This is a genomic window from Microbacterium sp. K27 (assembly GCF_004794435.1).
Taxonomy (GTDB): domain Bacteria; phylum Actinomycetota; class Actinomycetes; order Actinomycetales; family Microbacteriaceae; genus Microbacterium; species Microbacterium maritypicum_A.
On the sequence record NZ_SSDK01000032.1, the window covers coordinates 135,023 to 158,136 of the forward strand.

Annotated in this window: 17 protein-coding genes; 14 read left to right on the top strand and 3 right to left on the bottom strand. The window is 67.5% G+C overall.

Features of this window, described 5'->3' with window-relative positions; genetic code table 11:
- The first annotated feature begins 11 nt into the window (after positions 1 to 11).
- The 11 genes from rsmI to DW307_RS05180 all read left to right on the top strand — a co-directional run bounded on the left by rsmI (position 12) and on the right by DW307_RS05180 (position 16,417).
- Positions 12 to 833, top strand: coding sequence for a 16S rRNA (cytidine(1402)-2'-O)-methyltransferase (gene rsmI / locus DW307_RS05130; protein ID WP_136024202.1), 822 nt, complete (start codon positions 12 to 14; stop codon positions 831 to 833).
- 169 nt (positions 834 to 1,002) lie between these two features.
- Positions 1,003 to 4,332, top strand: coding sequence for an NACHT domain-containing protein (locus DW307_RS05135; RefSeq protein WP_136024203.1), 3,330 nt, complete (start codon positions 1,003 to 1,005; stop codon positions 4,330 to 4,332).
- Positions 4,333 to 4,472: 140 nt separating this feature from the next.
- Positions 4,473 to 5,579 carry a LacI family DNA-binding transcriptional regulator gene (locus DW307_RS05140; protein WP_136024204.1) on the top strand — a complete coding sequence of 369 codons (1,107 nt, stop codon included), beginning with the start codon at positions 4,473 to 4,475 and terminating at the stop codon, positions 5,577 to 5,579.
- A 207-nt stretch (positions 5,580 to 5,786) separates the two neighbouring features.
- A complete protein-coding gene (locus tag DW307_RS05145) occupies positions 5,787 to 7,436 on the top strand; it encodes an ABC transporter substrate-binding protein (RefSeq protein ID WP_136024205.1) in 1,650 nt (549 codons plus the stop codon).
- Positions 7,433 to 8,413 carry an ABC transporter permease gene (locus DW307_RS05150; protein WP_021199908.1) on the top strand — a complete coding sequence of 327 codons (981 nt, stop codon included), beginning with the start codon at positions 7,433 to 7,435 and terminating at the stop codon, positions 8,411 to 8,413. The genes DW307_RS05145 and DW307_RS05150 overlap by 4 nt, the downstream gene beginning before the upstream one ends.
- Positions 8,410 to 9,324, top strand: a complete 915-nt coding sequence (locus tag DW307_RS05155; protein WP_021199907.1) for an ABC transporter permease — start codon at positions 8,410 to 8,412, stop codon at positions 9,322 to 9,324. The genes DW307_RS05150 and DW307_RS05155 overlap by 4 nt, the downstream gene beginning before the upstream one ends.
- The gene (locus DW307_RS05160; RefSeq protein WP_136024206.1) at positions 9,321 to 11,048 is read left to right on the top strand and encodes an ABC transporter ATP-binding protein; all 1,728 of its coding nucleotides are present in this window, start codon (positions 9,321 to 9,323) and stop codon (positions 11,046 to 11,048) included. Before DW307_RS05155 ends, DW307_RS05160 begins: the two co-directional genes overlap by 4 nt.
- A 37-nt stretch (positions 11,049 to 11,085) precedes the next feature.
- Entirely contained in the window at positions 11,086 to 12,255 is a 1,170-nt protein-coding gene (locus DW307_RS05165; RefSeq protein WP_021199905.1) for a glycoside hydrolase family 1 protein, read from the top strand.
- A 63-nt stretch (positions 12,256 to 12,318) separates the two neighbouring features.
- Positions 12,319 to 13,875, top strand: a complete 1,557-nt coding sequence (locus tag DW307_RS05170; RefSeq protein WP_446723828.1) for a molybdopterin-dependent oxidoreductase — start codon at positions 12,319 to 12,321, stop codon at positions 13,873 to 13,875.
- A gap of 39 nt (positions 13,876 to 13,914) precedes the next feature.
- Entirely contained in the window at positions 13,915 to 15,507 is a 1,593-nt protein-coding gene (gene metG / locus DW307_RS05175; protein ID WP_136024207.1) for a methionine--tRNA ligase, read from the top strand.
- Between the two features lie 31 nt (positions 15,508 to 15,538).
- Positions 15,539 to 16,417, top strand: a complete 879-nt coding sequence (locus tag DW307_RS05180) for a TatD family hydrolase (protein ID WP_136024208.1) — start codon at positions 15,539 to 15,541, stop codon at positions 16,415 to 16,417.
- Here the strand turns inward: DW307_RS05180 and DW307_RS05185 are convergent.
- Complete coding sequence (locus tag DW307_RS05185) at positions 16,396 to 17,664, bottom strand: MFS transporter (protein WP_136024226.1); 1,269 nt, start codon at positions 17,662 to 17,664, stop codon at positions 16,396 to 16,398. The two genes, DW307_RS05180 and DW307_RS05185, sit on opposite strands and share 22 nt — an antisense overlap.
- Positions 17,665 to 17,754: 90 nt before the next feature.
- On the opposite strand from DW307_RS05185, the gene rsmA reads away from it, so the two are divergent.
- Genes rsmA through DW307_RS05200 form a run of 3 tightly spaced genes read left to right on the top strand, consistent with a single transcriptional unit; the run spans position 17,755 to position 20,665 of the window.
- Positions 17,755 to 18,648 carry a 16S rRNA (adenine(1518)-N(6)/adenine(1519)-N(6))-dimethyltransferase RsmA gene (gene rsmA / locus DW307_RS05190; RefSeq protein WP_021199900.1) on the top strand — a complete coding sequence of 298 codons (894 nt, stop codon included), beginning with the start codon at positions 17,755 to 17,757 and terminating at the stop codon, positions 18,646 to 18,648.
- A 9-nt stretch (positions 18,649 to 18,657) separates the two neighbouring features.
- Positions 18,658 to 19,725: an L-glyceraldehyde 3-phosphate reductase gene (mgrA, locus tag DW307_RS05195; RefSeq protein ID WP_021199899.1), complete on the top strand. Its 1,068-nt coding sequence runs from the start codon at positions 18,658 to 18,660 to the stop codon at positions 19,723 to 19,725.
- A 7-nt stretch (positions 19,726 to 19,732) separates the two neighbouring features.
- Entirely contained in the window at positions 19,733 to 20,665 is a 933-nt protein-coding gene (locus DW307_RS05200; protein ID WP_021199898.1) for a 4-(cytidine 5'-diphospho)-2-C-methyl-D-erythritol kinase, read from the top strand.
- A gap of 12 nt (positions 20,666 to 20,677) precedes the next feature.
- Here DW307_RS05200 and DW307_RS05205 read toward each other — a convergent pair whose 3' ends face one another.
- Complete coding sequence (locus DW307_RS05205; protein ID WP_029267058.1) at positions 20,678 to 21,139, bottom strand: Lrp/AsnC family transcriptional regulator; 462 nt, start codon at positions 21,137 to 21,139, stop codon at positions 20,678 to 20,680.
- Between the two features lie 282 nt (positions 21,140 to 21,421).
- Positions 21,422 to 23,092 carry a helix-turn-helix domain-containing protein gene (locus DW307_RS05210; RefSeq protein WP_168440987.1) on the bottom strand — a complete coding sequence of 557 codons (1,671 nt, stop codon included), beginning with the start codon at positions 23,090 to 23,092 and terminating at the stop codon, positions 21,422 to 21,424.
- Positions 23,093 to 23,114 lie beyond the last annotated feature (22 nt).

Genomic DNA, 23,114 nt, shown 5'->3' on the forward strand with positions numbered 1-23,114 from the left:
AAGCTGGGCGGGTGATCATCCTCGCCGCCACTCCGATCGGAAATCTCGGCGACGCATCGCGTCGCCTCGTCGAGGTGCTCGAGAACGCCGAGGTCGTCGTCGCCGAAGACACCCGCACCACGCAGCGCCTGCTGAAGGCTCTGCAGATCGACAACAGGCCCCGCCTGATCGCCCTGCACGACCACAACGAGAAGCAGAAGGCCGCCGAGCTGGCAGCACTCGCGGCGGAGACCGACATCGTGGTGATGAGCGATGCCGGGATGCCGACCGTGAGCGACCCCGGCTATGGGCTGGTCGCCGAGGCGGTCGCCCAGGGGGTCACGGTGACCGCGATCCCCGGGCCGAGCGCGGTGCTGATGGCGCTCGCGATCTCGGGCCTGCCCACCGACCGCTTCACGTTCGAGGGGTTCCTACCGCGCAAGCCGGGGGAGCGGCGCTCGACTCTGCGCGCGCTGGCCGCCGAACCCCGGACCATGGTCTTCTTCGAGTCGCCCGCCCGCCTCGCGAGCTCCCTCGCCGACATGGGGGCAGCCTTCGGAGACGAACGGCGGATCGCGGTGTGCCGGGAACTCACGAAGCTGTATGAGGAGGTGCGCCGCGGCACGGCGTCCGAGCTGGTCGCCTGGGCCGAGAACGGTGTGAAGGGCGAGATCGTCGTCGTGGTCGAGGGGGCGGCGCACCGCGATGCCTCCCCGGAGGACGCCCTCGCGCAAGTGCAGAAGCTCGTCGCCGACGGCATCCGGTTGAAGGACGCCGCCTCCGAGGTCGCCGCCCTCTCCGGCCTCTCGTCCCGCGATCTCTACCAGGCCGCCCTCGCCGCCCGCAATCGATGACCCGCGTGGCGCCAACTTTCCAGAGGGAGAGGCTAGCTTCGCTCGAGGTGGGCGTCGAGGAAGTTCGAACGATGAGAACGAAAACCGAACTCGTCGCTTGGAACGTCGATCCTCAATAGAATCGCCCGAAGGATGGTTGGGGCGTCGACTTTCGATTGGACTGAGATCTATGGAAGCACTTTCTGTGGCGCTGGGAATCGCAGCCGCCAAATTCACGTTGCGGCTTTGGACGCACGGCACCGCCATAGACGGTTTGGGCGGCGACATGATCACGATCTTCGGGAACAAGATCCAGGGCCCGCTAGCTGCACGAGAGGTCAGTCGCCAGACAGATCGGATGGCAGATCAGATCGCCGACCGAATAGCACCCTTTCTTTCAGTTGAAGTGGCTGGCATCGCAGCGAACGAGATCGAGGCTGCCGCGCTGGCAGCCCAGAAGAGCCTTGAGAGAGCGGGTGCATTAGACCTGCGGCAGATTATCAGTCTCGATCTGGACTCGGCGCAACTTGCGAAGGTGATCCGCCAGGACGATACTTCGATACTTCGAGGCGCTGCGCTAAGCGAGGCCGGACTGGCCGTTTACGACACGTTGATCTCTGAGTGCGCGAGTTACATAACCAGCATCGCGACTCAGCTGCCTGGTTTCGCTACTCAGGAGGCTCGGGAGATCCTGACTCGACACTCTCGACTGGCTGATCTTGCGCAAGAAATTCTAAGCGGGATTCCTGCTTCGACCGTCCCCCGCGAATGGGGTCTCGGATCAGAGGATCAACGATTCGAAAATAAATACCGAAACTCTGTCCGGGAGTTTGCCGGACAATTGCAGCTTTTCGGGGCGGCGGCGGATCATGTCAGACGCCCCTACCCCCTCTCGATCGCATACATCTCGATGGCTGTTGAGGAGGGTCGAGGCTCACTGTCTCGTAATGCTGTCGTGAGCGATCTCGACCCAAGCGCTGTGGACGACTCCAAACCAGCAGTGCAAGCCGAGCCCAAATCCTTGCACCCGGAACTTGCGCCGGCCGACATGCTGAGAGTGGAAACGCTGCTCGCCGACACCGACCGTCTTCTCTTGACGGGCGGCGCCGGGAGCGGGAAGACCACGCTAATACAGTGGATAGCCCTGTGCTCAGTATCCGGGTTAACTAGCACGGCCGCACCCCAGGACTGGCAGGATCGCGTTCCGTTCATTGTGCCCCTTCGCCGGTTTGTTGATGCTGCATACCCAACCCCCGGGCGTTTCGTCGAGCAGGTTGCGCCCAACCTGGCAGAGGCGATGCCGCAGGGTTGGGCGCATCGTGTTTTAGCGTCGGGCCGGGCGACTGTCTTGATCGATGGTCTGGATGAGGTGCCGACTGACGCACGGGAGGACGCACGAACCTGGGTACTGGGGTTAGTTCGCGAGTTCCCCTCAAACAAATATCTGATCACGTCACGCACTACCGCTGTGACGAAAGAGTGGCATGACGAGGAGTCGTTTCGACACGCCGAGCTTCTGCCGATGGAGCTGGCGGACATTCGGGCATTCATCGCTCATTGGCACGAAGCGACCCGTCAAACCGCTGATCCCGAGCGGCGGTCTGACATCCTGAATGCCGAAAGATCGCTCCTGGGCATCGTGAGGGACCGGGCTCCAATACGAGCATTGAGTACCTCGCCACTTCTTTGCGCGCTGATTTGCGCCCTTCACCTTCAAAATGCGTCTTCGTTGCCAAATAACCGCATGGACGTTTATAGGACGGCGTTGGAAATGCTGATTCACAAACGGGACAGCGATCGCAGAGTTCAGCCATCGGACGTCGAGATTGATTTTACCGAGCGCCAGATATTACTAACACGTTTCGCGGCTTGGCTGCACGAGAACGGTGCTGCCGACGCGACACGAGACAGCTTCGATGCTCTGATCGAGCGCGCTGTCGGGCAATTGCACCGCGTGAAGAGTGACGCGTCCGATGTGGCCAAATTTATGTTGGAGCGAAGTGGCGTGCTACGAGAGCCCATACAGGGACGCGTCGATTTCGTCCACCGCACATTCCTGGAGTATTTGGCCGCATCAGCTTTCGTGGACGAGAACTCAATTGAGAAACTGATTCTGCAATCTCACGACGATCATTGGCGTGAAGTCGTCATTCTGGCAGCGGGTCATGCCAATTCGGAACAGCGGGAGAAGCTAACGCGCGGCCTACTTCGTCGGGGAACGGAGTCGCCCGATCAGCGGCACAGATTCTTCCTGCTAGCGATTGCATGCATGGAAACCTCACCGCAGCTCTCTCGAGAGCTACGGAATGATCTGCAGGACGCCTTGCGTGAAGTCCTCCCGCCAACGAACATGACAGAAGCAATGGCTGTGTCGTCGGCTGGGGAATTGGCGGCACCTCTACTCGCGAGGTATTCGACGGAAGGGGTTTCGGTTGCTGCGGCGAGCGTGAGGGCATTGAGCCTGATCGGCGGACAAGACGCACTGAACTCGCTTGAGCAGTACAGAAGTGACTCGCGAGTCACGGTAGCCCGGCAGCTCATTCGAGCCTGGTCTGCGTTCGACGCCGAGGAGTACGTTGCAAGGATTCTCGCATATTCTCCGTTAGATCATGGGCTGATCACAATCAACGATCCGGACCAGCTCGCTCTCATATCCGGGTTGGCCCGAGCGCGCGGGGTGTTTGCTTCTTTCCCTCGCCGATTTAAGCTCGTCGAGGACCTCCCTCCTTTTCCGGATATCGTGTACGGCGTTGACATCTCTGGGTTGGAGAACATAACTTCCATCCAAGAGCTTCCTCTTTCTTCCAAGATTGTATCTCTTTCTGTCCGGAACTCGTCCCTTCGGCACCTTCAGGGTATTGAGAGTTACGATTCTCTGCATTTTTTGTCTACGTCGGGGAGCACCCAAGTAACGGATCTTTCACCGCTGAGGGATTCGTCACTTTCTTATCTGGACGTATCGGGAGCCTCGATCGCAGATTTTGACATGGGCGGGGGGTCCAGCGATACCGTTCGATTCTATTCTGCCTTCGAGTTGCTAGAGATCAGTAGGCCTGTAAATGTACATGACTTGGCGATTGGTTATGCCCCATCGCTGCAGCACGCCGAAGGCATTGCCGCATCAGATTCACTCGAGGTTTTGAGCCTCAATTTCGGCAGCCTGGAGGATCTTGAATTGCCGAGGTCGCTCACTCGCGCCGAACTTAGCACCTACGGGCAGTCGATTTCGCTCTCGGGTGGAGACTCGTTGGTTTCGCTGGGCGTTAGTTCCATGATCACCCCGCGCACCCTGGAGTGGATAGTTGAGCACTCAAAGTTGAAGAGTGCTCGACTTGCTGTTCGTGATGGCGAGATTGGTGGATGGTCGCCGGGCACAGCTGTTGCGGAGATCTGCGCGAACAGCTCAATGACGCACGTAAGAGTAGACAGCACCTACGAGAAAGCGCCGTATATCGAGGCGCCCGTTGGATGGAACAAGCGAGAAGGAAGGTCTCACGTCTGGTTTACTCGGGAGTCCTGAAGTGGCCAATACGGCCGATCGCCGTGTTGAGGGAGATGTTTTGAGGGCCTCGGACTGCGATGAGCTGAGTCGACGCCCGCACGGAGCCCTCGTCTCGCGCCCGGTACCCTGGGCAGGATGACAGGACAGAGGGTGCGGTCGTGAGCAAAGCGGCGACCGTGTACGACGTGGCCGACCGGGCCGGCGTCTCGATCGCCACCGTCTCGCGCGTGCTGCGCTCGCCGGACGCGGTGCGTCCGGTCACGCGCGAGCGCGTGCTCGATGCCGTCTCGGCGCTGGGGTACGTCCCCAGCGGCAGCGCCCGCGGGCTCGCTGAGCGCCGCACCGGCGTGCTCGGGCTGTACTTCCCCGGATTCGACGCCGCGGAGGACGCCCCGCCGCTCGACGCCCTCTCCGCCGCCCGCTCCGACGCGCCGCCGTTCACCATCGTGCGCGAGGAGGCGGATGCGGACGGCGGTCACTCCTCGATGCTGTTCCTGGACGAGGTGCTTCGCGGTGCCGAGCTGGAGGCCTGGAAGCAGGGGTTCGTGCTCATGGTCGGCGTCGGACGCGACGACCCCGACCGCTCCACCGTGCGGGACATGGCCGGACGGGTCGACGGACTCATGGTCCTCGCGCGCAGCGTGCCGGACGACGTGCTGGCGCGGCTGGCGCGGCGCATCCCCGTCGTGGTGCTCTCGGGCCCGCCCCGGGGCGATCACTACGACCACGTGACGGTGAGCAACGCCGAGGCGATGGGTGAGCTGACCCGGCACGTGCTGGCGCAGGTGGGGGAGGGGCGGCTCGCCTTCCTCGCGGGACCGGCGGATTCGCCGGACGGCCTGCAGCGCTGGGAGGGGTTCGCGGCCGCCGTGACGGCTGCCGGTGGTGGGCTCGACGACGTGACCGTGCTGCGCGGCGACTTCACCCGCGCATCGGGGCGCCGCGCGGCCGAGGAGCTTCTCGCCGCGGGGGTGCCGGCCGCGCTGATCGCCGCGAACGATCAGATGGCGCTCGGAGCGCTCGACGTGCTCCGAGGCGCCGGTATCCGCGTGCCGGACGACGTGCTGGTGACGGGCTTCGACGGGATCGAGGCCGCCGCGCTGTCGCAGCCTCCGCTGACCACGATCCGTCAGCCGATGATCGACCTCGGCCGGGCGGCCGTTCAGGTGCTCGCCCGGCGGCTGGAGAACGCGGAAGCCGACCCGGTGGTCGCCCGGCTGCCCCTCCAGATCCTGCTGCGCGAGAGCTCTCAGCGCCCCGTCTGAACGGCGCGGCCATGGTCGGCGCGCCCGTGTCAAGGGGTTGCGATCGCAAAATGTATGCGCTTACAATCACTGAGGCGGTGCACACCGCCCTGAGACGGCGCAGGCCGTGCGGGTGTTCCGAAGTTCCGGTGGTCCGGCAGGGGCGCCCTTCATGACAGAGACGACATGAGGTGGCAGATGTCAGGTGGCAGAACACCGGGACGGCGCATGATGCAGCGCTGGCGCCGAGCGACGATCGTGGGCCTCGCGGCCGTGGCGGTCGCCCTCAGCGGCTGCAGCATCCAGATCACATCCCAACCCGATCCGTCGATCGGCGCCGACACGATGCTGATCAATGCCGACAAGGGCAATCCGTTCTTCACGAAGAACTTCAACCCGTACCTCACCAACACGCGCACCGCGTCGCGGTGGATCTACGAGCCGCTGATCCTGATCAATCCGCTCGACGGCACGCAGAACCCGTGGCTCGCCTCCGAATGGAGTCAGCCCGACGCGCGCACGATCGTCATGACGATCCGCGACGACGTGAAGTGGAGCGACGGCGAAGACCTGACGCCCGAGGACGTGGCCTTCACGTTCCAGCTGCTCAAGGACAACCCGTCGCTCGACATCAAGGGCGCATGGCAGCACCTCGACAGCGTCGAGGCCGAGGGCAGCGACGTGATCCTGCACCTCAAGACCGAGGACGCGCCATCGCTGGCGATCCTCGGTCAGACCATGATCGTGCCCGAGCACCTCTGGTCCGATGTGAAGGACCCCGGCACGTATCGCAACGAGGATCCGGTCGGAACCGGGCCGTTCGTGCTCGGCAACTACAACGACCAGCAGTACTCGATGGACAAGAACCCCGACTACTGGCAGGCCGACTCGATCGAGATCGAGCACATCATCCTCCCCGCCACGAACTCGCAGCTCGACACCGTCACCCGCGGTTATGACTGGGCCTACTCCTTCATCTCCGACGTCGAGGGCACCTGGGGCGCGGCGAGCGAGCACAACGCGTGGTGGTTCCCGCCCGGCGGCGTGATCGCGTTGATGCCGAACCTCGAGGTTGCGCCCTTCGACGACGTGAACGTGCGACGCGGCATCGCACTCTCCCTCGATCGTGAGGAGATCGCCGAGACCGCCTCCGAGGGATACATGAAGCCGGCGGGTCAGACGGGTCTCATCCTTCCGAACCAGGAGCAGTACCTGGATCCGAGCATCCCCGATCAGGGCATGATCACGCAGGACGAGGATGCCGCTCTCGCCGCCTTCGCCGACGCGGGCTACACCCTCGACGGCGACCGTCTCGTCGACGCGAACGGCGAGCAGCTCGAGTTCGCGCTGACCACGGCGAACGGGTATTCCGACTGGACCAGGGCGGCGCAGACCGTGCGCAGCCAGCTCGCCGACGTCGGCGTGAAGGTCACGCTCAAGCTTCCGCAGCCCGCGGGATATCAGAGCGCGATCAGCAACGGCGACTTCGAGATGGCGATCGGCGGCATGGGCAACGGCGACGTGTACCAGGCCTACAACAACCTGCTCTCCAGCGAGTTCTACGTGCCGTCGGGAAAGCCGACCGCGAACAACTTCGAGCGCTACAAGTCGGACAAGGTCGACGCACTGCTCGCCGAATATCGCGAGACCGTCGACTCCGCCCGCCAGGCCGAGATCGTGAAGGAGCTGCAGGGCGTCGTCTACGACGAGATGCCCGTGATCGGCCTCTACTACGGCGGCATCTGGGGACTGTTCAGCGACGCCAAGTTCACCGGCTGGCCGAGTGAGGAAGACCCGTACATGATCCCGCAGAACTACGACTCCGCGCCGCTGGGCATCTTCACCCGGCTCGAGCGCGTGAAGGAGGACGACAAGTGAAGTACGTGCTCCAGAAGTTCGGCCTGTTCGTGCTCACCCTGTGGGCCGCGGTCACCCTGAACTTCTTCCTCCCGCGCATGATGCCCGGTTCCCCGGCGGATGCCGCCATCGCCAAGCTGTCCCAGAACGGGCCGGTGTCGGACGCCACGCGCGCCGCCATCGAGGCGCAGCTGGGGGTTCCGACCGGATCGCTGTGGGACCAGTACATCGCCTATCTCGGCCAGGTCGTCCGGCTCGACTTCGGCGTCTCGTACACGTTCTATCCGCAGTCGGTGTCGAGCATGGTGTCCACGGCGCTGCCGTACACGATCGGGCTCGTCGGCATCGTCACGATCCTCGCGTTCGTGATCGGCACGCTGATCGGCGTCGCTGCCGCCTGGCGTCGCGGCACCTGGCTCGACACGCTCCCGACGCTGACCGGTTCGTTCCTCAGCACGTTCCCGTACTTCTGGACCGCGCTGCTGCTGCTGTTCTTCTTCGGCTACGTGCTGCACTGGTTCCCGACCACCGGCGCCTATTCGGCGACCACGACACCCGGGTTCACCTGGGAGTTCCTCGGAGACCTGCTCAGCCACGCGTTCCTGCCGGCCCTGACGATCCTGCTCACCTCCCTGGGCGGCTGGATCATCGGCATGCGCAACGCCATGATCAACACGCTCGGCGAGGACTACATCACGTTCGGCGAGGCGAACGGGCTGCACGGCCGCACGATCGCCCTCCGCTACGCCGCGCGCAACGCGATCCTGCCGAACCTCACCGGCTTCGGGCTCACGCTCGGCGGTGTGGTCGGCGGATCGATCCTGGTGGAACAGGTGTTCGGGTATCCGGGCATCGGCTATCTGCTCTTCAACGCCGTGATCGGGCAGGACTACCCGCTCATGCAGGCGCTCTTCCTGATGATCACCGTGAGCGTGCTCATCGCCAACTTCCTCGTTGACATCCTGTACGGGGTACTCGACCCAAGGACCCGCCGATGACTTCCACCATGAACGTCAAGATCCCCGCCGAGCGCATCGCCGCGCCCAGCCCATGGCGCGCCTTCGGACGCATGGTCGCCACCCTCTGGAGCAATGGCAAGGCACGGCTCGGGTTGTGCATCCTCGCCTTCTTCGTGCTCGTGGCGGTGTTCGCCCCCGTCCTCGCCCCCTACGGCGCGAAGGACAACACCTTCGAGCGCAACGCCGATGCGTCGTGGGCGCACTGGCTCGGCACGACGGCCGCGGGGGAGGACGTGCTCAGCCAGCTCATCTACGGCGCACAGGTCAGCCTGCTCGTCGGCTTCGCCGCCGGCATCCTGTCGACCATCGTGGCGGTGCTCATCGGTCTCAGCTGGGGCTACATGCGCGGTTTCGCCGGCGAGGTGGTCGGCTTCATCGTCAACCTCTTCCTGGTGATCCCCGGACTCCCGCTCATGATCGTGATCGCCGCGTACCTGCAGAACGGCGGCATCCTGATGATCATCGCGGTCATCGTGGTGACCGGCTGGGCCTGGGGCGCCCGTGTGCTCCGCAGCCAGACGCAGTCGCTGCGCGGCAACGACTTCGTCACCTCGGCGCAGTTCTCGGGTGACAGCAGGACGCGCATCATCTTCCGCGAGATCCTGCCCAACATGACGTCGATCATCGCCGGCACGCTCTTCGGGGCGGCGACGGCCGCGATCCTGGCGGAGGCAGGCCTGGAGTTCCTCGGCCTCGGCGACTCCAGCATCGTCAGCTGGGGCACCATGCTCTACTGGGCGCAGAACTCCAACTCCCTGCTCACCGGACAGTGGCTGCTGCTGTTCGCCCCCGGTCTGTGCATCGCACTGCTGGCGTTGAGCCTGACACTGATCAACTTCGGCGTGGACGGCATCTCCAATCCGCGCCTGCGAGAGGGGAAGGGTCGATGACCGCCATGGCACCCGCGACCACCACCACGGAGAACGACATCCTGCTCGAGGTGCAGGGGCTGTCCGTCGAATACGCCTCGCCGGGCACGAAGCCCGTCACCGCGGTCGAGAACGTGTCGTTCTCGCTCCGCCGCGGCGAGTTCGTCGGTCTGGTCGGCGAGTCGGGGTCGGGCAAGTCGACCCTCGGCTTCGCCCTCACGCGACTGCAGAAGCCCCCGGCGCGCATCAGCGCGGGGCGCATCCTCTTCGGCGGGCGCGACATCCGCGAGCTGGATGCCGAGGAGCTGCGTCGTCAGCGTCAGGGCGGATTCGCCATGGTGCTGCAGTCGGGCATGAACGCCCTCAACCCCGTGCGCACGATCGGCAACCACTTCCGCGACATCTTCGCGGCGCACGGACACGTGCCCAAGGACGCCCGCGATGCGCGTGCCCGTGAGCTCATCGGCAAGGTCGGCCTCGACGCGTCGGTGCTCGCCCGTTACCCGGGTGAGCTCTCCGGCGGTATGCGCCAGCGTGCCTCGATCGCGCTCGCGCTGTCTCTCGAACCACAGCTGATGGTGTTCGACGAGCCCACCACGGCGCTCGACGTGCTCGTGCAGCACGCGGTGATGGACACGATCAAGGAGCTGCAGCGGGCCGAGCACTTCACCGCCATCCTCATCAGTCACGACCTCGGCATCGTGCTGGAGGCGACGGACCGGGTGATGGTGATGCACGAAGGGCACATCGTCGAAGACGCCAGGAGCATCGACGTCCTCGAGCGGCCGCAGGACGAGTACACACGGATGCTCCTCAGCCACTACGCGGACCCCCGCGCGGAGAAGATCGAGATCCCCGGCTTCCTCGACGCCGGTACCCGCCGTCGTGAAGGACGTGCGCGGACCGACGTCACCGAGACGCTCCCGACCGTGTCGTCGCGCGACACCCGTCGTGCGGATGCGGCGATCGTGGTGGAGGGCGTCTCGAAGCACTACCCGGCCCCTCGACGTGGGCAGGACGCCGTGACCGCGGTCGACGACGTGTCGTTCCGGCTCGAACCGGGGGAGGCCCTGGCACTCGTGGGCGCCTCGGGCTCGGGCAAGTCGACCATCGCCAAGATGTTGACGGGCGTCGAGAAGCCGACCTCCGGCACGGTGCACTTCGGCGATGTCGACGTCGCGACGCTCAAACGCCGTGGACTGCGCGACCTGCGCAAGGACGTGCAGATGGTGTTCCAGGATCCGTATGCGGCGCTCAACCCGCTGCACACGGTCGAGTACGCCCTCACCCGTCCGGTCATGAACTACACGACGTTGCGGGGGCCCGAGGCGAGGGCGCGAGTGCTCGAGCTGCTCGAGACGGTGGGCCTCACGCCCGTCGAGCAGTTCGCCGCCAAGCTGCCGCACCAGCTCTCCGGCGGGCAGCGGCAGCGCGTCGTGATCGCCAGGGCGCTCGCGAGCGACCCGCAGGTGCTGATCGCCGATGAACCCGTCTCGATGCTCGACGTCTCGCTGCGTGCCGGGGTGCTGGCGCTGCTGGAGGACCTGCGCGAGAGGTGGGGCATCAGCATGCTCTACATCACGCACGACCTGCTGAGCGCGCGCCTGGTGACCCAGAACATCCTGGTGCTCAACGGCGGCCGGGTGGTCGAGCGCGGTGAGACCTCGGAGGTGCTGCAGCATCCGGAGGATCCGTACACGATCCAGCTGCTGGACGCGGTGCCCAATCCCGCGCGCCTGCGCTGACCGTCACGACTTCAACACAAGAGAGAGGAGAGCACTCGTGCTCGCATTCCCCGACGGCTTCCTGTGGGGTGCCGCGACAGCGGCCCACCAGGTGGAGGGCAACAACACCACGAGCAACTGGTGGGCGATGGAACACGCGCCCGGCTCGCCCATGGTGGAGCCCTCCGGTGACGCCGCCGACCACTTCCACCGCTACCCGGAGGACATGCGGCTGCTCGCCGCCGCCGGGCTGAACTCCTACCGGTTCTCGGTGGAGTGGGCGCGGATCGAGCCCGAGCGCGGCTTCGTCTCCCGGGCGATGCTCGACCACTACCGTCGCATGATCGACACCGCCCGCGAGAACGGGCTCGACCCCACGGTCACGCTCATGCACTTCACGGTGCCGCAGTGGTTCCAGAAGGACGGCTTCTGGCGTGCCGACGACGCGGTGGATCTGTTTGCCCGCTACGTCGAGACCGTGCTGCCGATCCTCGACGGCATCGACTACGTGTGCACGATCAACGAGCCGAACATCGCGGCGATGCTGGCCGGGGGAGAGGACGCGGCGAACCTCGTCGCCTACGGCCTCCCGAACCCCGATCTCGCCGTCGCCGACACGCTGCTCGAGGCGCACCACCGCGCATCGGAGATCCTGCACTCGGTGCCCGGTGTCAAGGCCGGATGGACCATCGCCACGCAGGCGTTCCACTCCACGGGAGAGCCGGGAGCCGACGAGATGCTCGCCGCGTACGGCGACCCCCGCGACCACTGGTACCTCGACCAGTCGGCCGGCGACGACTTCGTCGGCGTGCAGGCCTACACCCGCACCTTCATCGGTCCCGAGGGCCCGCGCCCGGTGGCGGACGATGTGGAGACCACGCTGACCGGCTGGGAGTTCTTCCCCGAGGCGCTCGAGATGGGAGTGCGCAGCGCCTGGGAGCGCAGCGGGGGAGTGCCCGTGCTCGTGACCGAGAACGGCATCGCGACCGCTGACGACACGCGGCGCATCGCCTACACGCAGGGTGCGCTCGAAGGACTGCACCGCGCCATCTCCGACGGCATCGACGTGCGCGCCTACCAGCACTGGAGCGCCCTCGACAACTACGAATGGGCCAGCGGCTTCCGGCCCACGTTCGGCCTGATCGGCTTCGACCACGAGACGTTCGAGCGCTCGCCGAAGCCGTCGCTCGCCTGGCTCGGAGAGGTCGCGCGCCGCAACGGCCTCTGAGAGGCGCCGCCGACCCCGCCGCGGATGCGCCCCCGGCATCCGCGGCGGGGTTACCCTCGGGTCATGACGAACGCGATGCACGCGACGCGGGGGGAAGAGACGCGGCGGGACACCCTCCGGGCAGCCGCCGCCGGCCTGAGCGCGTCGTTCCTCGCCGTCGGCCTGGCGGAGCTCGTCGCCGCGGTGGTGGAGCCGAGCGCGAGCCCGTTCGCCGTGATCGGGAGCGGGCTCATCGATCTCGCACCGAGCTGGGCGAAGGACACCGCCATCGCGCTGTTCGGCACCGGGGACAAGGCGGCCCTGATCACGGGGATCGCCGTCGTGCTCGTCGTCGTCGCCGCCGTCGCCGGGATCCTGGAGCGCAGACGATCCGGTCTTGGGGCGGTGATCCTGGGAGCCCTCGGCGTTCTCGCCGTCGTCGCGGCGATGATCCGACCCGGCGCGGGACCCTTCGCCTGGCTCCCCGGTCTCATCGCCGGGCTCGTGGCGGTGATCACTCTGCGTCTCCTCGTGGCGCGACTGCGACCGGTCGCGGGCCTGCAGCCCGACGGCGAGGACCGGAGACGGTTCCTGCTGTGGACCGCCGGGGTCGCCGCGGCCGGCGCCGTGGCTCTCATCGTCGGGAACGTCGCGCGCGGCGCGAGCCGTTCGATCGAAGCCGTCCGCGAGGCCCTGCGGCTGCCGACCGCGGCACGCGCAGCAGCCGCGGTTCCTGCCGGCGCGGAGCTGGGGATCCGCGGTCTGGCTCCCGTCGTGACGCCGAACGCGGAGTTCTACCGAATCGACACCGCGCTCATCGTGCCGCAGGTCGACCCGGCCGACTGGTCGCTGCGCATCCACGGGATGGTCGACCGCGAGATCGAGATCACCTGGGACGAGCTGCTGGCCATGCCTATGCAGGAGTCCGACGTGACGCTCGCCTGCGTGTCGAACGAGGTCGGAGGGTCGCTGATCGGCAACGCCCGCTGGCTGGGTCTTCCGGTGCGGGAGCTGCTCGCGCGCGCGGGTGTGGATCCCGACGCCGACATGGTGCTCTCGACCTCGGCCGACGGCTTCACGGCATCGACCCCGATCGAGGCGCTCACGGATGACCGCGACGCTCTGCTCGCGATCGGCATGAACGGAGAGCCGCTGCCGATCGAGCACGGATTCCCGGTGCGGGTGGTGGTGCCGGGTCTCTACGGCTATGTGTCGGCCACGAAGTGGGTCACACAGCTGGAGGTGACGCGGTTCGACCGTGCCACGGCCTACTGGACGACGCGAGGGTGGTCGGATCGCGGGCCCATCAAGCTGCAGTCCCGCATCGACGTCCCGCGCCGTGGGCAGTCGGTCCCGGCGGGGGCCGCGGTGATCGCCGGGATGGCCTGGCAGCAGCACGTCGGCATCGCCGGGGTGGAGGTGCGCATCGACGACGGCCCGTGGCGCGCCGCCGAGCTCGCGACCGCGATCTCCGCCGACACCTGGGTGCAGTGGAGTCTCGACTGGACCGCCGAGAGCGGTGCGCACACCATCGAATGCCGGGCGCTGAGCGCTGACGGCGAGACGCAGACCTCGGATCCGGCTGCCCCGGCACCCGACGGCGCGCAGGGATGGCACCGCATCGACGTCTCCGTCGGCTGAGCGCGTAACTACCCGCGGCATCGCACCTAGAATTGCTCCATGCCCGCAGGCGAATCCTTCTACATCACCACGCCCATCTACTACCCGTCCGACGTGCCTCACATCGGTCACGGGTACACGACGGTGGCCGTCGACACGCTCGCACGGTGGCACCGCCAGGCGGGGGATGACACCTGGATGCTCACGGGCACCGACGAGCACGGTCAGAAGATGCTGCGCGCCGCGGCCGCCAACAACGTCACGCCGCAGGAGTGGGTCGACAAGCTCGTCAGCGAGAGCTGGTTCCCCCTGCTGAAGACGCTCGACGTCGCCAACGACGATTTCATCCGCACGACGCAGGAGCGGCACGAGACGAACGTGCAGACGTTCTTCCAGCGCCTGTACGACCGCGGGTACATCTACGCGGGCGAGTACGAGGCGCTCTACTGTGTGGGCTGCGAGGAGTTCAAGCCCGAGTCGGAGATCGTCGACGGCACCGGTCCTTTCGAGGGACTCAAGGTCTGCGCGATCCACTCCAAGCCTCTCGAACTGCTGCAGGAGAAGAACTACTTCTTCAAGCTCAGCGAGTTCCAGGACCGCCTGCTCGAGCTCTACAAGACCCAGCCCGATTTCGTGCGCCCCGACTCCGCGCGCAACGAGGTCGTCTCCTTCGTGAGCCAGGGTCTGAAGGACCTGTCGATCTCGCGCTCGACCTTCGACTGGGGCATCCCGCTGCCCTGGGACGAATCGCATGTCATCTACGTGTGGGTCGACGCGCTGCTGAACTACGCCACGGCCGTCGGCTACGGCTCCGATGAGGAGACCTTCGCACGCCGCTGGCCCGCCTACCACGTGGTCGGCAAGGACATCCTGCGCTTCCACGCCGTGATCTGGCCCGCGCTGCTGATGGCGGCCGGCCTCGACGTGCCCAAGGGCGTGTTCGCGCACGGCTGGCTGCTCGTCGGCGGCGAGAAGATGTCGAAGTCGAAGCTCACCGGTATCGCGCCGACCGAGATCACCGACGTCTTCGGTTCCGACGCGTACCGCTTCTACTTCCTCTCGGCGATCGCGTTCGGCCAGGACGGATCCTTCTCGTGGGAAGACCTGTCGGCACGCTACCAGGCCGAGCTCGCGAACGGCTTCGGCAACCTCGCCTCGCGCACCACCGCGATGATCGAGAAGTACTTCGAGGGCGTCGTGCCGCCCGCGGCCGAGTACACCGAGAAGGACCTCGCGATCCAGAAGATCGTGGCGGATGCGGCGACGAATGCGGATGCGTCCATCGCGCAGTTCCGCATCGACGAGGCGATCTCGGCGATCTGGACGATCGTCGACGCGCTGAACGGATACATCACCGCGAACGAGCCCTGGGCGCTGGCCAAGCAGGCGAACAGCGGAGACGAGGACCAGCGCGCACGCCTCGGCACCGTGCTGTACACCTGCGCCGAGGGGCTGCGCGCGCTCGCGGTGCTGCTGTCGCCGGTGATGCCGGAATCGACCGAGAAGCTCTGGGTCGCCCTCGGCGCCGCCGAGACCCTGGGCCGCCTGCAGGACCAGCCGATCCGCGAGGCGGGCGCCTGGGGCGTGCTGCGCCCCGGCACCAGTGTCAACGGCCTCTCGCCGCTGTTCCCGCGGGTGGAGTCAGCGGGCTGAGCCCGCGGCCCGGAACACAGAGCGCGAAGAGATGGCCGAGACCTACGTGCGTGAGCGTTCGGGGGACGGACGCAAGGATCTGAAGTATCCGTCCGCCCCCGAACCGCTGACGGTTCCGGTGTACGACAACCATGCGCACCTCGAGATCCTCGACGGAGACGATCCGCTCTCGCTGAGCGAGCAGCTCGACCGGGCGGCGGCCGTGGGCATCGCCGGGGTCGTGCAGGCTTCGGGCGACATCGAGTCGTCGCGGTGGGCGGTCGAGGCCGCGGCATCCGACCCTCGTGTGCTGGCCGCCGTCGCGATCCACCCGAACGATGCGCCGACGTACGCAGAGGAGGGGCGTCTGGATGAGGCGATCGCGGTGATCGACGAGCTCGCCGCGCACCCGCGCACCCGGGCGATCGGCGAGACGGGGCTGGACTTCTTCCGCACGGAGCCCGAACGGCGGGCGCCGCAGTTCGAGTCGTTCGAGGCGCACATCGCGCTCGCGAAGAAGCACGGCATCGCGATGCAGATCCACGACCGCGACGCACACGACGCGGTGCTGGAGACGCTCGCCCGCCTCGGTGCCCCGGAGCGCACGGTGTTCCACTGCTTCTCGGGCGACGACGCGATGGCGCGCATCTGCGCCGACGCCGGGTACCACCTGTCGTTCGCCGGCAACGTCACGTTCAAGAACGCCCAGAATCTGCGCGATGCGTTGAAGGTCACCCCGCTCGATCGCCTCCTGGTCGAGACGGATGCGCCGTTCCTCACCCCGGTGCCGCTGCGCGGACGCCCGAACGCGCCCTACCTGGTGCCGATCACGGTGCGCTTCATGGCCGCAGAGCTCGGTCTCGACGTGGATGAGCTGTGCGCCCAGCTCGCCGAGAACACGCTGCGGGTCTACGGCTCCTTCGACTCCTGAGGCTCGTTCGCCGACCGACTCGCGGGTTCCGCGTCGTCGGGCGCGGTGTCGGCGATGGGCTTCGCCGACACGATCTGCGAGATGGGCTTCCACACCAGCAGCAGGGTGAGGGCTGCGCCGACGAACGCGAACCACCACGGTGCGGTGAGCCCCCACACCTGGGCGATCACGCCGCCGAGCGCCTGCCCGACGACCATGCCGCCGAACACTCCGACCATGTTCACCGACGCCACCCGTCCCTGGAGCTCGGCGGGGACCAGTCGCTGTCGGACGGTCGTGGAGATCGTGCCCCACACGAACGCGTAGGCGCCGAAGAAGAACATGATGACCAGGGCGACCCACCCGGTGGTGGTGAGTGCGAAAGACAGGTGCATGAGCACCTCGAGCGAGAGCACGACGCGCATCAGCGTCGCGAAGGAGACATGCCGCTCCAGCCACCCGAAGCTGAGGGTCGCGAGGATGCCACCCGCCGCGGACGCGGTCGTGAGGGCACCGTAGCCGACCGCGCCCATGTGCAGGTGCTCGGTGGCGTACAGCACGAGGACGCCCCAGGGTGCCGCCCAGGTGATGTTGAAGACCAGGATGATGAGCACCAGCATCCGCACCGGCGGGTTGCGCCACAGCCACCGCAGGCCTTCGGCGATGTCGGTGTGCACGGGCGGGTGGGTGTCGGTCTCCCGGGGCGGGACGGGCGTCTTCGCCATGCGCGAGATGAGCACCACGGCGAAGCTCACGCACACGACCTCGAGCAGGAAGGGCCACGCCGTGCCGGCCGCGAACAGGAATGCTCCCAGCGGGGGACCGGCGAACTGGTTCGCGACCAGGTATCCGGCCTGCAGGCGCGCGTTGCCGACGCCGAGGTCTGCGGGTTTCACGAGCATGGGCAGCAGCGTGCTTCCCGCCGTGTCGACGAAGACCTCGGCGGTGCCGTAGAGGAACGCGACCGCGAGCACGATCCAGATGTTCGCGATCCCGGTGAGGAGGAACACGCAGAGAGCTGCGAGTACGAGGGCTCTGGCGGCGTTGGCGAACATGACCAGGCGACGACGGTCGAAGCGGTCGGCGATCGCGCCGGCGTGCAGGCCGAAGAGCAGCCAGGGGAGGAACTGCAGGATCGCGCCGGCCGCCACCAGGATCGGCGACGAGGTCATCGACGCGATGAGCAGCGGAGCGGCCGCGAGCGCGACGCCGTCGCCGACGTTGCTCGTCCACGACGACGCGAGCAGCCAGCGGAAGTCTCGGCCCATGCGGCGGGGCGCGACGAGTTCACCGAGAGAAGGCACCAGAGAAGACTACTGACGGCGGGGGACATCGAAGGAGTGGGGGAGAATGGGGGGATGACCGTCACCCTGCTCGGCGCCACCGAGATCCGCCGCCTCGCCGCCGAGCTCGACGTCACCCCGACGAAGAAGCTCGGCCAGAACTTCGTCACCGATGCGAACACCGTCCGCAAGATCGTGCAGGCGGCCCGCGTGCAGCCGCACGAGCGTGTGGTCGAGGTCGGACCGGGGCTCGGCTCCCTGACGCTCGCGATCCTCGAGACCGGCGCCTCCGTCACAGCCGTCGAGATCGATCACCGACTGGCCGCCCGCCTCGCGCAGACCGCGGCCGAGCACGGCGTCGAGGCCGATCGGCTCACGGTCGTCGATGCGGATGCGCTGCGCATCACCGCGCTGCCGGGGGAGCCCACCGTGCTGGTGGCCAACCTGCCCTACAACGTCTCGGTGCCGGTGCTGCTGCACTTCCTCGAGAACTTCGCCTACCTCCAGCGCGGCGTCGTGATGGTCCAGGCCGAGGTCGCCGAGCGCCTGGCCGCGAAGCCCGGCTCGAAGATCTACGGCTCGCCCAGCGTCAAGGCCGCCTGGTACGGGGAGTGGAAGCTGTCCGGAAACGTCTCCCGCCAGGTGTTCTGGCCGGTGCCGAACGTCGACAGCCTGCTGGTCGGCTTCGACCGCTCCGAGGGCGAGCGCGGCACCGAGGAGGAGCGTCGCCGCACGTTCCAGATCGTGGACGCGGCGTTCAACCAGCGCCGCAAGATGCTCCGCCAGGCCCTCTCCGGGATCTTCGGCAGCTCGGCCGCGGCGTCGGAGGTGCTGATCGCCGCCGGCGTCGCCCCGACCGCACGCGGAGAAGACCTCACGGTCGAGGACTACCAGCGCATCGCGCAGCATGCCCCGGCGGCGGACGCCGCTGCGGAGATCGTCACCGACGACGTCGCTCCCACCCAGTAATCTGGCACCGTGACCGACTCCCCCCGCTTCCGCCCCGATGTCCCCGAGCTGCACCGTCCGTATGCGGCGGACGAGAACCGCTACCAGCAGTTCGCCTACCGCCAGGTCGGCACGTCCGGCCTCTACCTGCCCCCGATCTCGCTCGGGCTGTGGTGGAACTTCGGCGACAACATCCCGCTCGACAACCAGCGCGCACTGCTGCGCCACGCGTTCGACCGCGGCATCACGCACTTCGATCTGGCGAACAACTACGGCCCGCCCTACGGCTCGGCCGAGAAGAACTTCGGGCGCATCTTCGCCGAAGACCTCCGCCCGTACCGCGACGAGCTGATCATCTCGTCGAAGGCCGGGTGGGACATGTGGCCCGGCCCCTACGGCGACTTCGCGAGCCGCAAGTACATCCTCGCCAGTGCAGAGCAGTCCTTGACCCGCATGGGTCTCGACTACGTCGACATCTTCTACTCGCACCGCGTCGACCCGGTCACCCCGATCGCCGAGACGGTCGGCGCGCTCGACACGCTCGTGCGTCAGGGCAAGGCCCTGTACGTCGGGATCTCGTCCTACAGCGCCGAGCGCACGGCCGAGGCCGTCGCGGTCGCGAAGGACCTCGGCACGCCGCTGGTCATCCATCAGCCCGCGTATTCGATCCTCAACCGCTGGGTCGAGGACGGCCTGACCGACACCCTCGAGCAGTCAGGCCTGGGGGCGATCGCCTTCACGCCGCTGGCGCAGGGGCTGCTCACCGACAAGTACCTCGGCGACGGTACGGCCGAGCGCGCGCAGAAGCGCGGCTCGCTGCCGGAGGGTCGGCTCACCGACGACGCGGTGCAGACGCTGCGTTCACTCAACGAGGTCGCGCAGGGACGCGGCCAGTCGCTCGCGCAGCTCGCCCTGCAGTGGACGCTGCGCACCCCCGTCGTTGCCTCCGCACTGATCGGCGCTTCGCGTCCCGAACAGCTGGACGAGAACATCGCGGCGGTGAACGGACCCGCCTTCACGACGGAGGAGCTCGCCCGCATCGACGAGCTCGCCGGCGCCATCGACGTCAACCTGTGGGCGAAGTCCTCGGAGCTGTGACCCGATCATGAGCCATGCCGCGTTCACCGATTCCGTGCACGTGCGCGCCCCGGGGAAGATCAACGTCTTCCTCGGGGTGGGCGGGCGGCATGACGACGGCTACCACGCGCTGGCGACGGTGTTCCAGGCGGTCTCCCTCTACGAAGACGTGATCGCGCGCCCGGCCGACGACTTCTCGGTCACGGTCTCGGGCGTGGAAGACATCGGCTCGGTTCCTCTCGACGACCGCAACCTCGCGATGCGTGCGGCCAAGCTGCTCGCCGCGGCCGTGGATCATCGCGGCGGAGTCGCCCTGGAGATCCGCAAGAGTGTGCCCGTCGCGGGGGGCATGGGGGGAGGATCTGCGGATGCTGCGGCCGCCCTGGTCGCCTGCGATGCGCTGTGGGGCACCGGGCTGTCGCAGACGCGCCTGCACGACCTCGCCGCGCGTCTCGGCGCGGATGTGCCCTTCGCGCTGCACGGCGGCACGGCGGTCGGCACCGGTCGCGGCGATCAGCTCAACCCGGCACTCGCGCGCGGACGCTTCGACTGGATCCTGGTGCCCAGCGAGCAGGGGCTCTCGACGCCCGTGGTCTACGAGCGCCTCGACCTGCTGCGCGAGGAGGAGGGGGCTCTCGCCGACGATCCGCCGCTGTCGCTCGACGTGCCGATCCCGGTGCTGCAGGCGCTCCGGTCGGGCGACCCGGTGAGGCTCGCCGAGACGCTGTTCAACGATCTGCAGGCTGCGGCCCTCTACGAGCGACCCGACCTCGCTGACACGATCCGTCAGGGGGTCGCTGCCGGCGCGTTGCAGGGCATCGTCTCCGGTTCCGGACCCACCGTGGCACTGCTGTGCCCCGATCCCGAGACCGCACAGGACGTGCAGTCCTCGCTGCGGGAGGGAGGGCTCGACCCCCTGCACGTGCACGGTCCCGTTCCGGGCGCGCGTATCATCGGCTGACGGGCGAGACGCTCACTCCGCCTGCAGCAGTGCGCTCACCCGGTAGGGGATGACCTCGCGCAGGAACAGGCTCGTCGAGGTGCGGAGGATGCCGGGGCACAGCCGCACCACCTCGGCGACGCGGTAGAGGTCGTCCGGGTCCCGGGCGACGACGCGCAGCAGCAGGTCGGTGTCACCGGCCGGCGCGAAGCACTCCAGCACCTCGGGAACACGGCTGAGCGCCTCGATCGCGGCGGTGATCTTGTGCTGGTCGAGCTCGACGAGGATCGAGGCGGCGACGCCGCGGCCCAGTGCCTGCGGGAGGATGCGCGAGCTGTGCGCACGCAGATAGCCACCCGACTCGAGACGGTCGAGACGTGCGTGCACGGTGCCGCGTGCGAGGCCGAGGTCCTGGGCGATCAGGGCCACCGGGCGCCGTGGGTCGGTGTCGAGCACCGTGAGGATCCGTCGGTCGGTCTCGTCGAGGTTGGCCATTTCGATCACCGTCGCCTTCTTCGGGTCGCGTGGATTGATCGAATCGATCAATTGAAACTCACTCTATGGTCTGAATGCCCTATACGTGTTGAGATGAGTGTCAGATAAGCAGGATGTCGGCCACGAGCGGGCATCACGCGCACTCGACGGAGAGGCCACGAGCCGCCCCTGCCGGGTGTCGACGGCGACGGGCCACGAGCCTCGGCCGGCCCCGTCCCCGGGAGGGGCGGGGCAGGCGCTGTCCCTGAGGTGGCGCTGTCCCCTGATGGTGCGAGGGGGGCGTCAGTCGCGGGGAACGAGCAGACGCAGCTGCACCATGGCCGAGAACCGGGCTTCCGGATCGGTCAGATCGAGTCCGCTGATCTCCGACAGTCGGCGCAGCCGATACCGGAAGGTGTTCGGGTGCGTGTAGACCCGGGCTGCGGCCACCGCGACATCGCCGAAGGCATCGAGCCAGGCCCGCAGCGTCTCGACCAGGTGCGTGCCCTTCTCCCGATCCTGGGCGAGGAGCTGGGCGACGGGGCCGGTGGGCTGGTCACCCCGTGCACGCACGAGGTCGCCGAGCTCGACCAGCAGTGCCTCCATCTGCACAGCGGTGAAGCGTGCCACCGGTTCATGCGACGGGGCCTGTCGGACCACGCGGAGGGCGCGGTCGGCGTTCGCGCGGGATGAGGGGATACCGGCGGTCTCGTCCGCCACCGTACCGACGCCGATGCGGATCTCGCTGGTCGCTCCGAGCCGACCGAGGAAGTCGGTGGCCACACGCGCAGCGCGGTTGTCCGCGTCGCTGCGCTCGGCTCCGGAGTCGGCATCGCCCTGCTCCGGGCGGGTGCCGACCACGGCGTACACGACATCGCCGATCACGGCGACGGCGGAACGGAGGTAGACCGCGCCCAGGTGCACGGCGAAGGCGTCGGCGATGTGCTGTCTCTCCGCGACACCCCGGGCGCCGGCCGATGGTTCGTCGTCGGCCTCTTCCGCCGCGGACAGCGCGAGGACCACGCATCGGTGGTCGTTCAGCCGCAGCCGCGCCGTGGCGTCCGCCGCCCCCGGACCCCCTTCGAGGATGGTGGCGAGCAGATCGGCGCGCAGCCGGCGCTCGACATCGGCACCGGCCCGCAGGCGCAGCATGTGCAGGGCCACCAAGCCGGCGGAGTCCTTCAGCGCACGCACACGGTCGGGGGAGAGCGGCTCCTGCACCGCGGCCCAGATCGATCCGAGGATCTCGTCGCCCGCGCGCACGGCCAGGGCCACGCGGGGGAAGGACGGAAGGCCCTCGGTGTTGAGCACGGGGCCGACGTCGATCGGATCCTCGCTGCGATACAGCTCCTGGAAGACCCCGCGCTCTTCGAGCTGGCGTGCGAACCGCTCGGGGACCTGTCGTCCGAGAACCGTCTCGATGCGTGCCGGATCGGCTTCGTGCTGGCGCCCCGAGAACGCGACGACCCGGGAGTTGCGGTCCTCGATCGTGACCGGTGCGTTCAACAGGGTGGCGATCGCGTTGGCGAGGGCGAAGAGATCGCCGGAAGGCATCCCGCCGAGCGTGGTGGCTCCCTGATCGCCGACGTCGCCCTCGGCGATGAGCGAGCGCAGCATCGCGGCCAACTGTGCCCACGACGCCCCGCGGGTGAGGGCGAGGACAGGGATGCCGGTGGCCTCGGACGCATCGCGCACCGGCTGCTCGGCGCGCACCGGGGCGCGTAGCACGAGGGCGGAGGCGTGCTGGGCGGCGAGGGTCTGCAGCAGTGCGGCGATCTCCTCGGGGTCGCTCAGCCCGACGCCGAGGACGAGGGCACCGCGCATCGGCATGGCATCGTCGAGGACGTCGTGGATGACGACCGTCTCGATCTCGGCGTCGTCGTCGGCCGCACCGCTCACGACCTCGAGCAGGGTGTTGCCGAGGTCTTCGATGACCCGGCCGAGGCTGGCGCGGGGCCTGGTCGTCACGGACATGAGCACAGGGCCCAGGGTAGGG

Excerpts from the sequence above, each read along its gene's own strand:
- DW307_RS05135 (WP_136024203.1), top strand. The coding sequence starts at position 1,003 with ATGGAAGCACTTTCTGTGGCGCTGGGAATCGCAGCCGCCAAATTCACG.
- DW307_RS05145 (WP_136024205.1), top strand. The coding sequence starts at position 5,787 with ATGATGCAGCGCTGGCGCCGAGCGACGATCGTGGGCCTCGCGGCCGTG.
- DW307_RS05155 (WP_021199907.1), top strand. The coding sequence starts at position 8,410 with ATGACTTCCACCATGAACGTCAAGATCCCCGCCGAGCGCATCGCCGCG.
- DW307_RS05160 (WP_136024206.1), top strand. The coding sequence starts at position 9,321 with ATGACCGCCATGGCACCCGCGACCACCACCACGGAGAACGACATCCTG.
- DW307_RS05170 (WP_446723828.1), top strand. The coding sequence starts at position 12,319 with ATGACGAACGCGATGCACGCGACGCGGGGGGAAGAGACGCGGCGGGAC.
- metG (WP_136024207.1), top strand. The coding sequence starts at position 13,915 with ATGCCCGCAGGCGAATCCTTCTACATCACCACGCCCATCTACTACCCG.
- DW307_RS05180 (WP_136024208.1), top strand. The coding sequence starts at position 15,539 with ATGGCCGAGACCTACGTGCGTGAGCGTTCGGGGGACGGACGCAAGGAT.
- DW307_RS05185 (WP_136024226.1), bottom strand. The coding sequence starts at position 17,664 with ATGGGCCGAGACTTCCGCTGGCTGCTCGCGTCGTCGTGGACGAGCAAC.
- rsmA (WP_021199900.1), top strand. The coding sequence starts at position 17,755 with ATGACCGTCACCCTGCTCGGCGCCACCGAGATCCGCCGCCTCGCCGCC.
- DW307_RS05200 (WP_021199898.1), top strand. The coding sequence starts at position 19,733 with ATGAGCCATGCCGCGTTCACCGATTCCGTGCACGTGCGCGCCCCGGGG.
- DW307_RS05205 (WP_029267058.1), bottom strand. The coding sequence starts at position 21,139 with ATGGCCAACCTCGACGAGACCGACCGACGGATCCTCACGGTGCTCGAC.
- DW307_RS05210 (WP_168440987.1), bottom strand. The coding sequence starts at position 23,092 with ATGTCCGTGACGACCAGGCCCCGCGCCAGCCTCGGCCGGGTCATCGAA.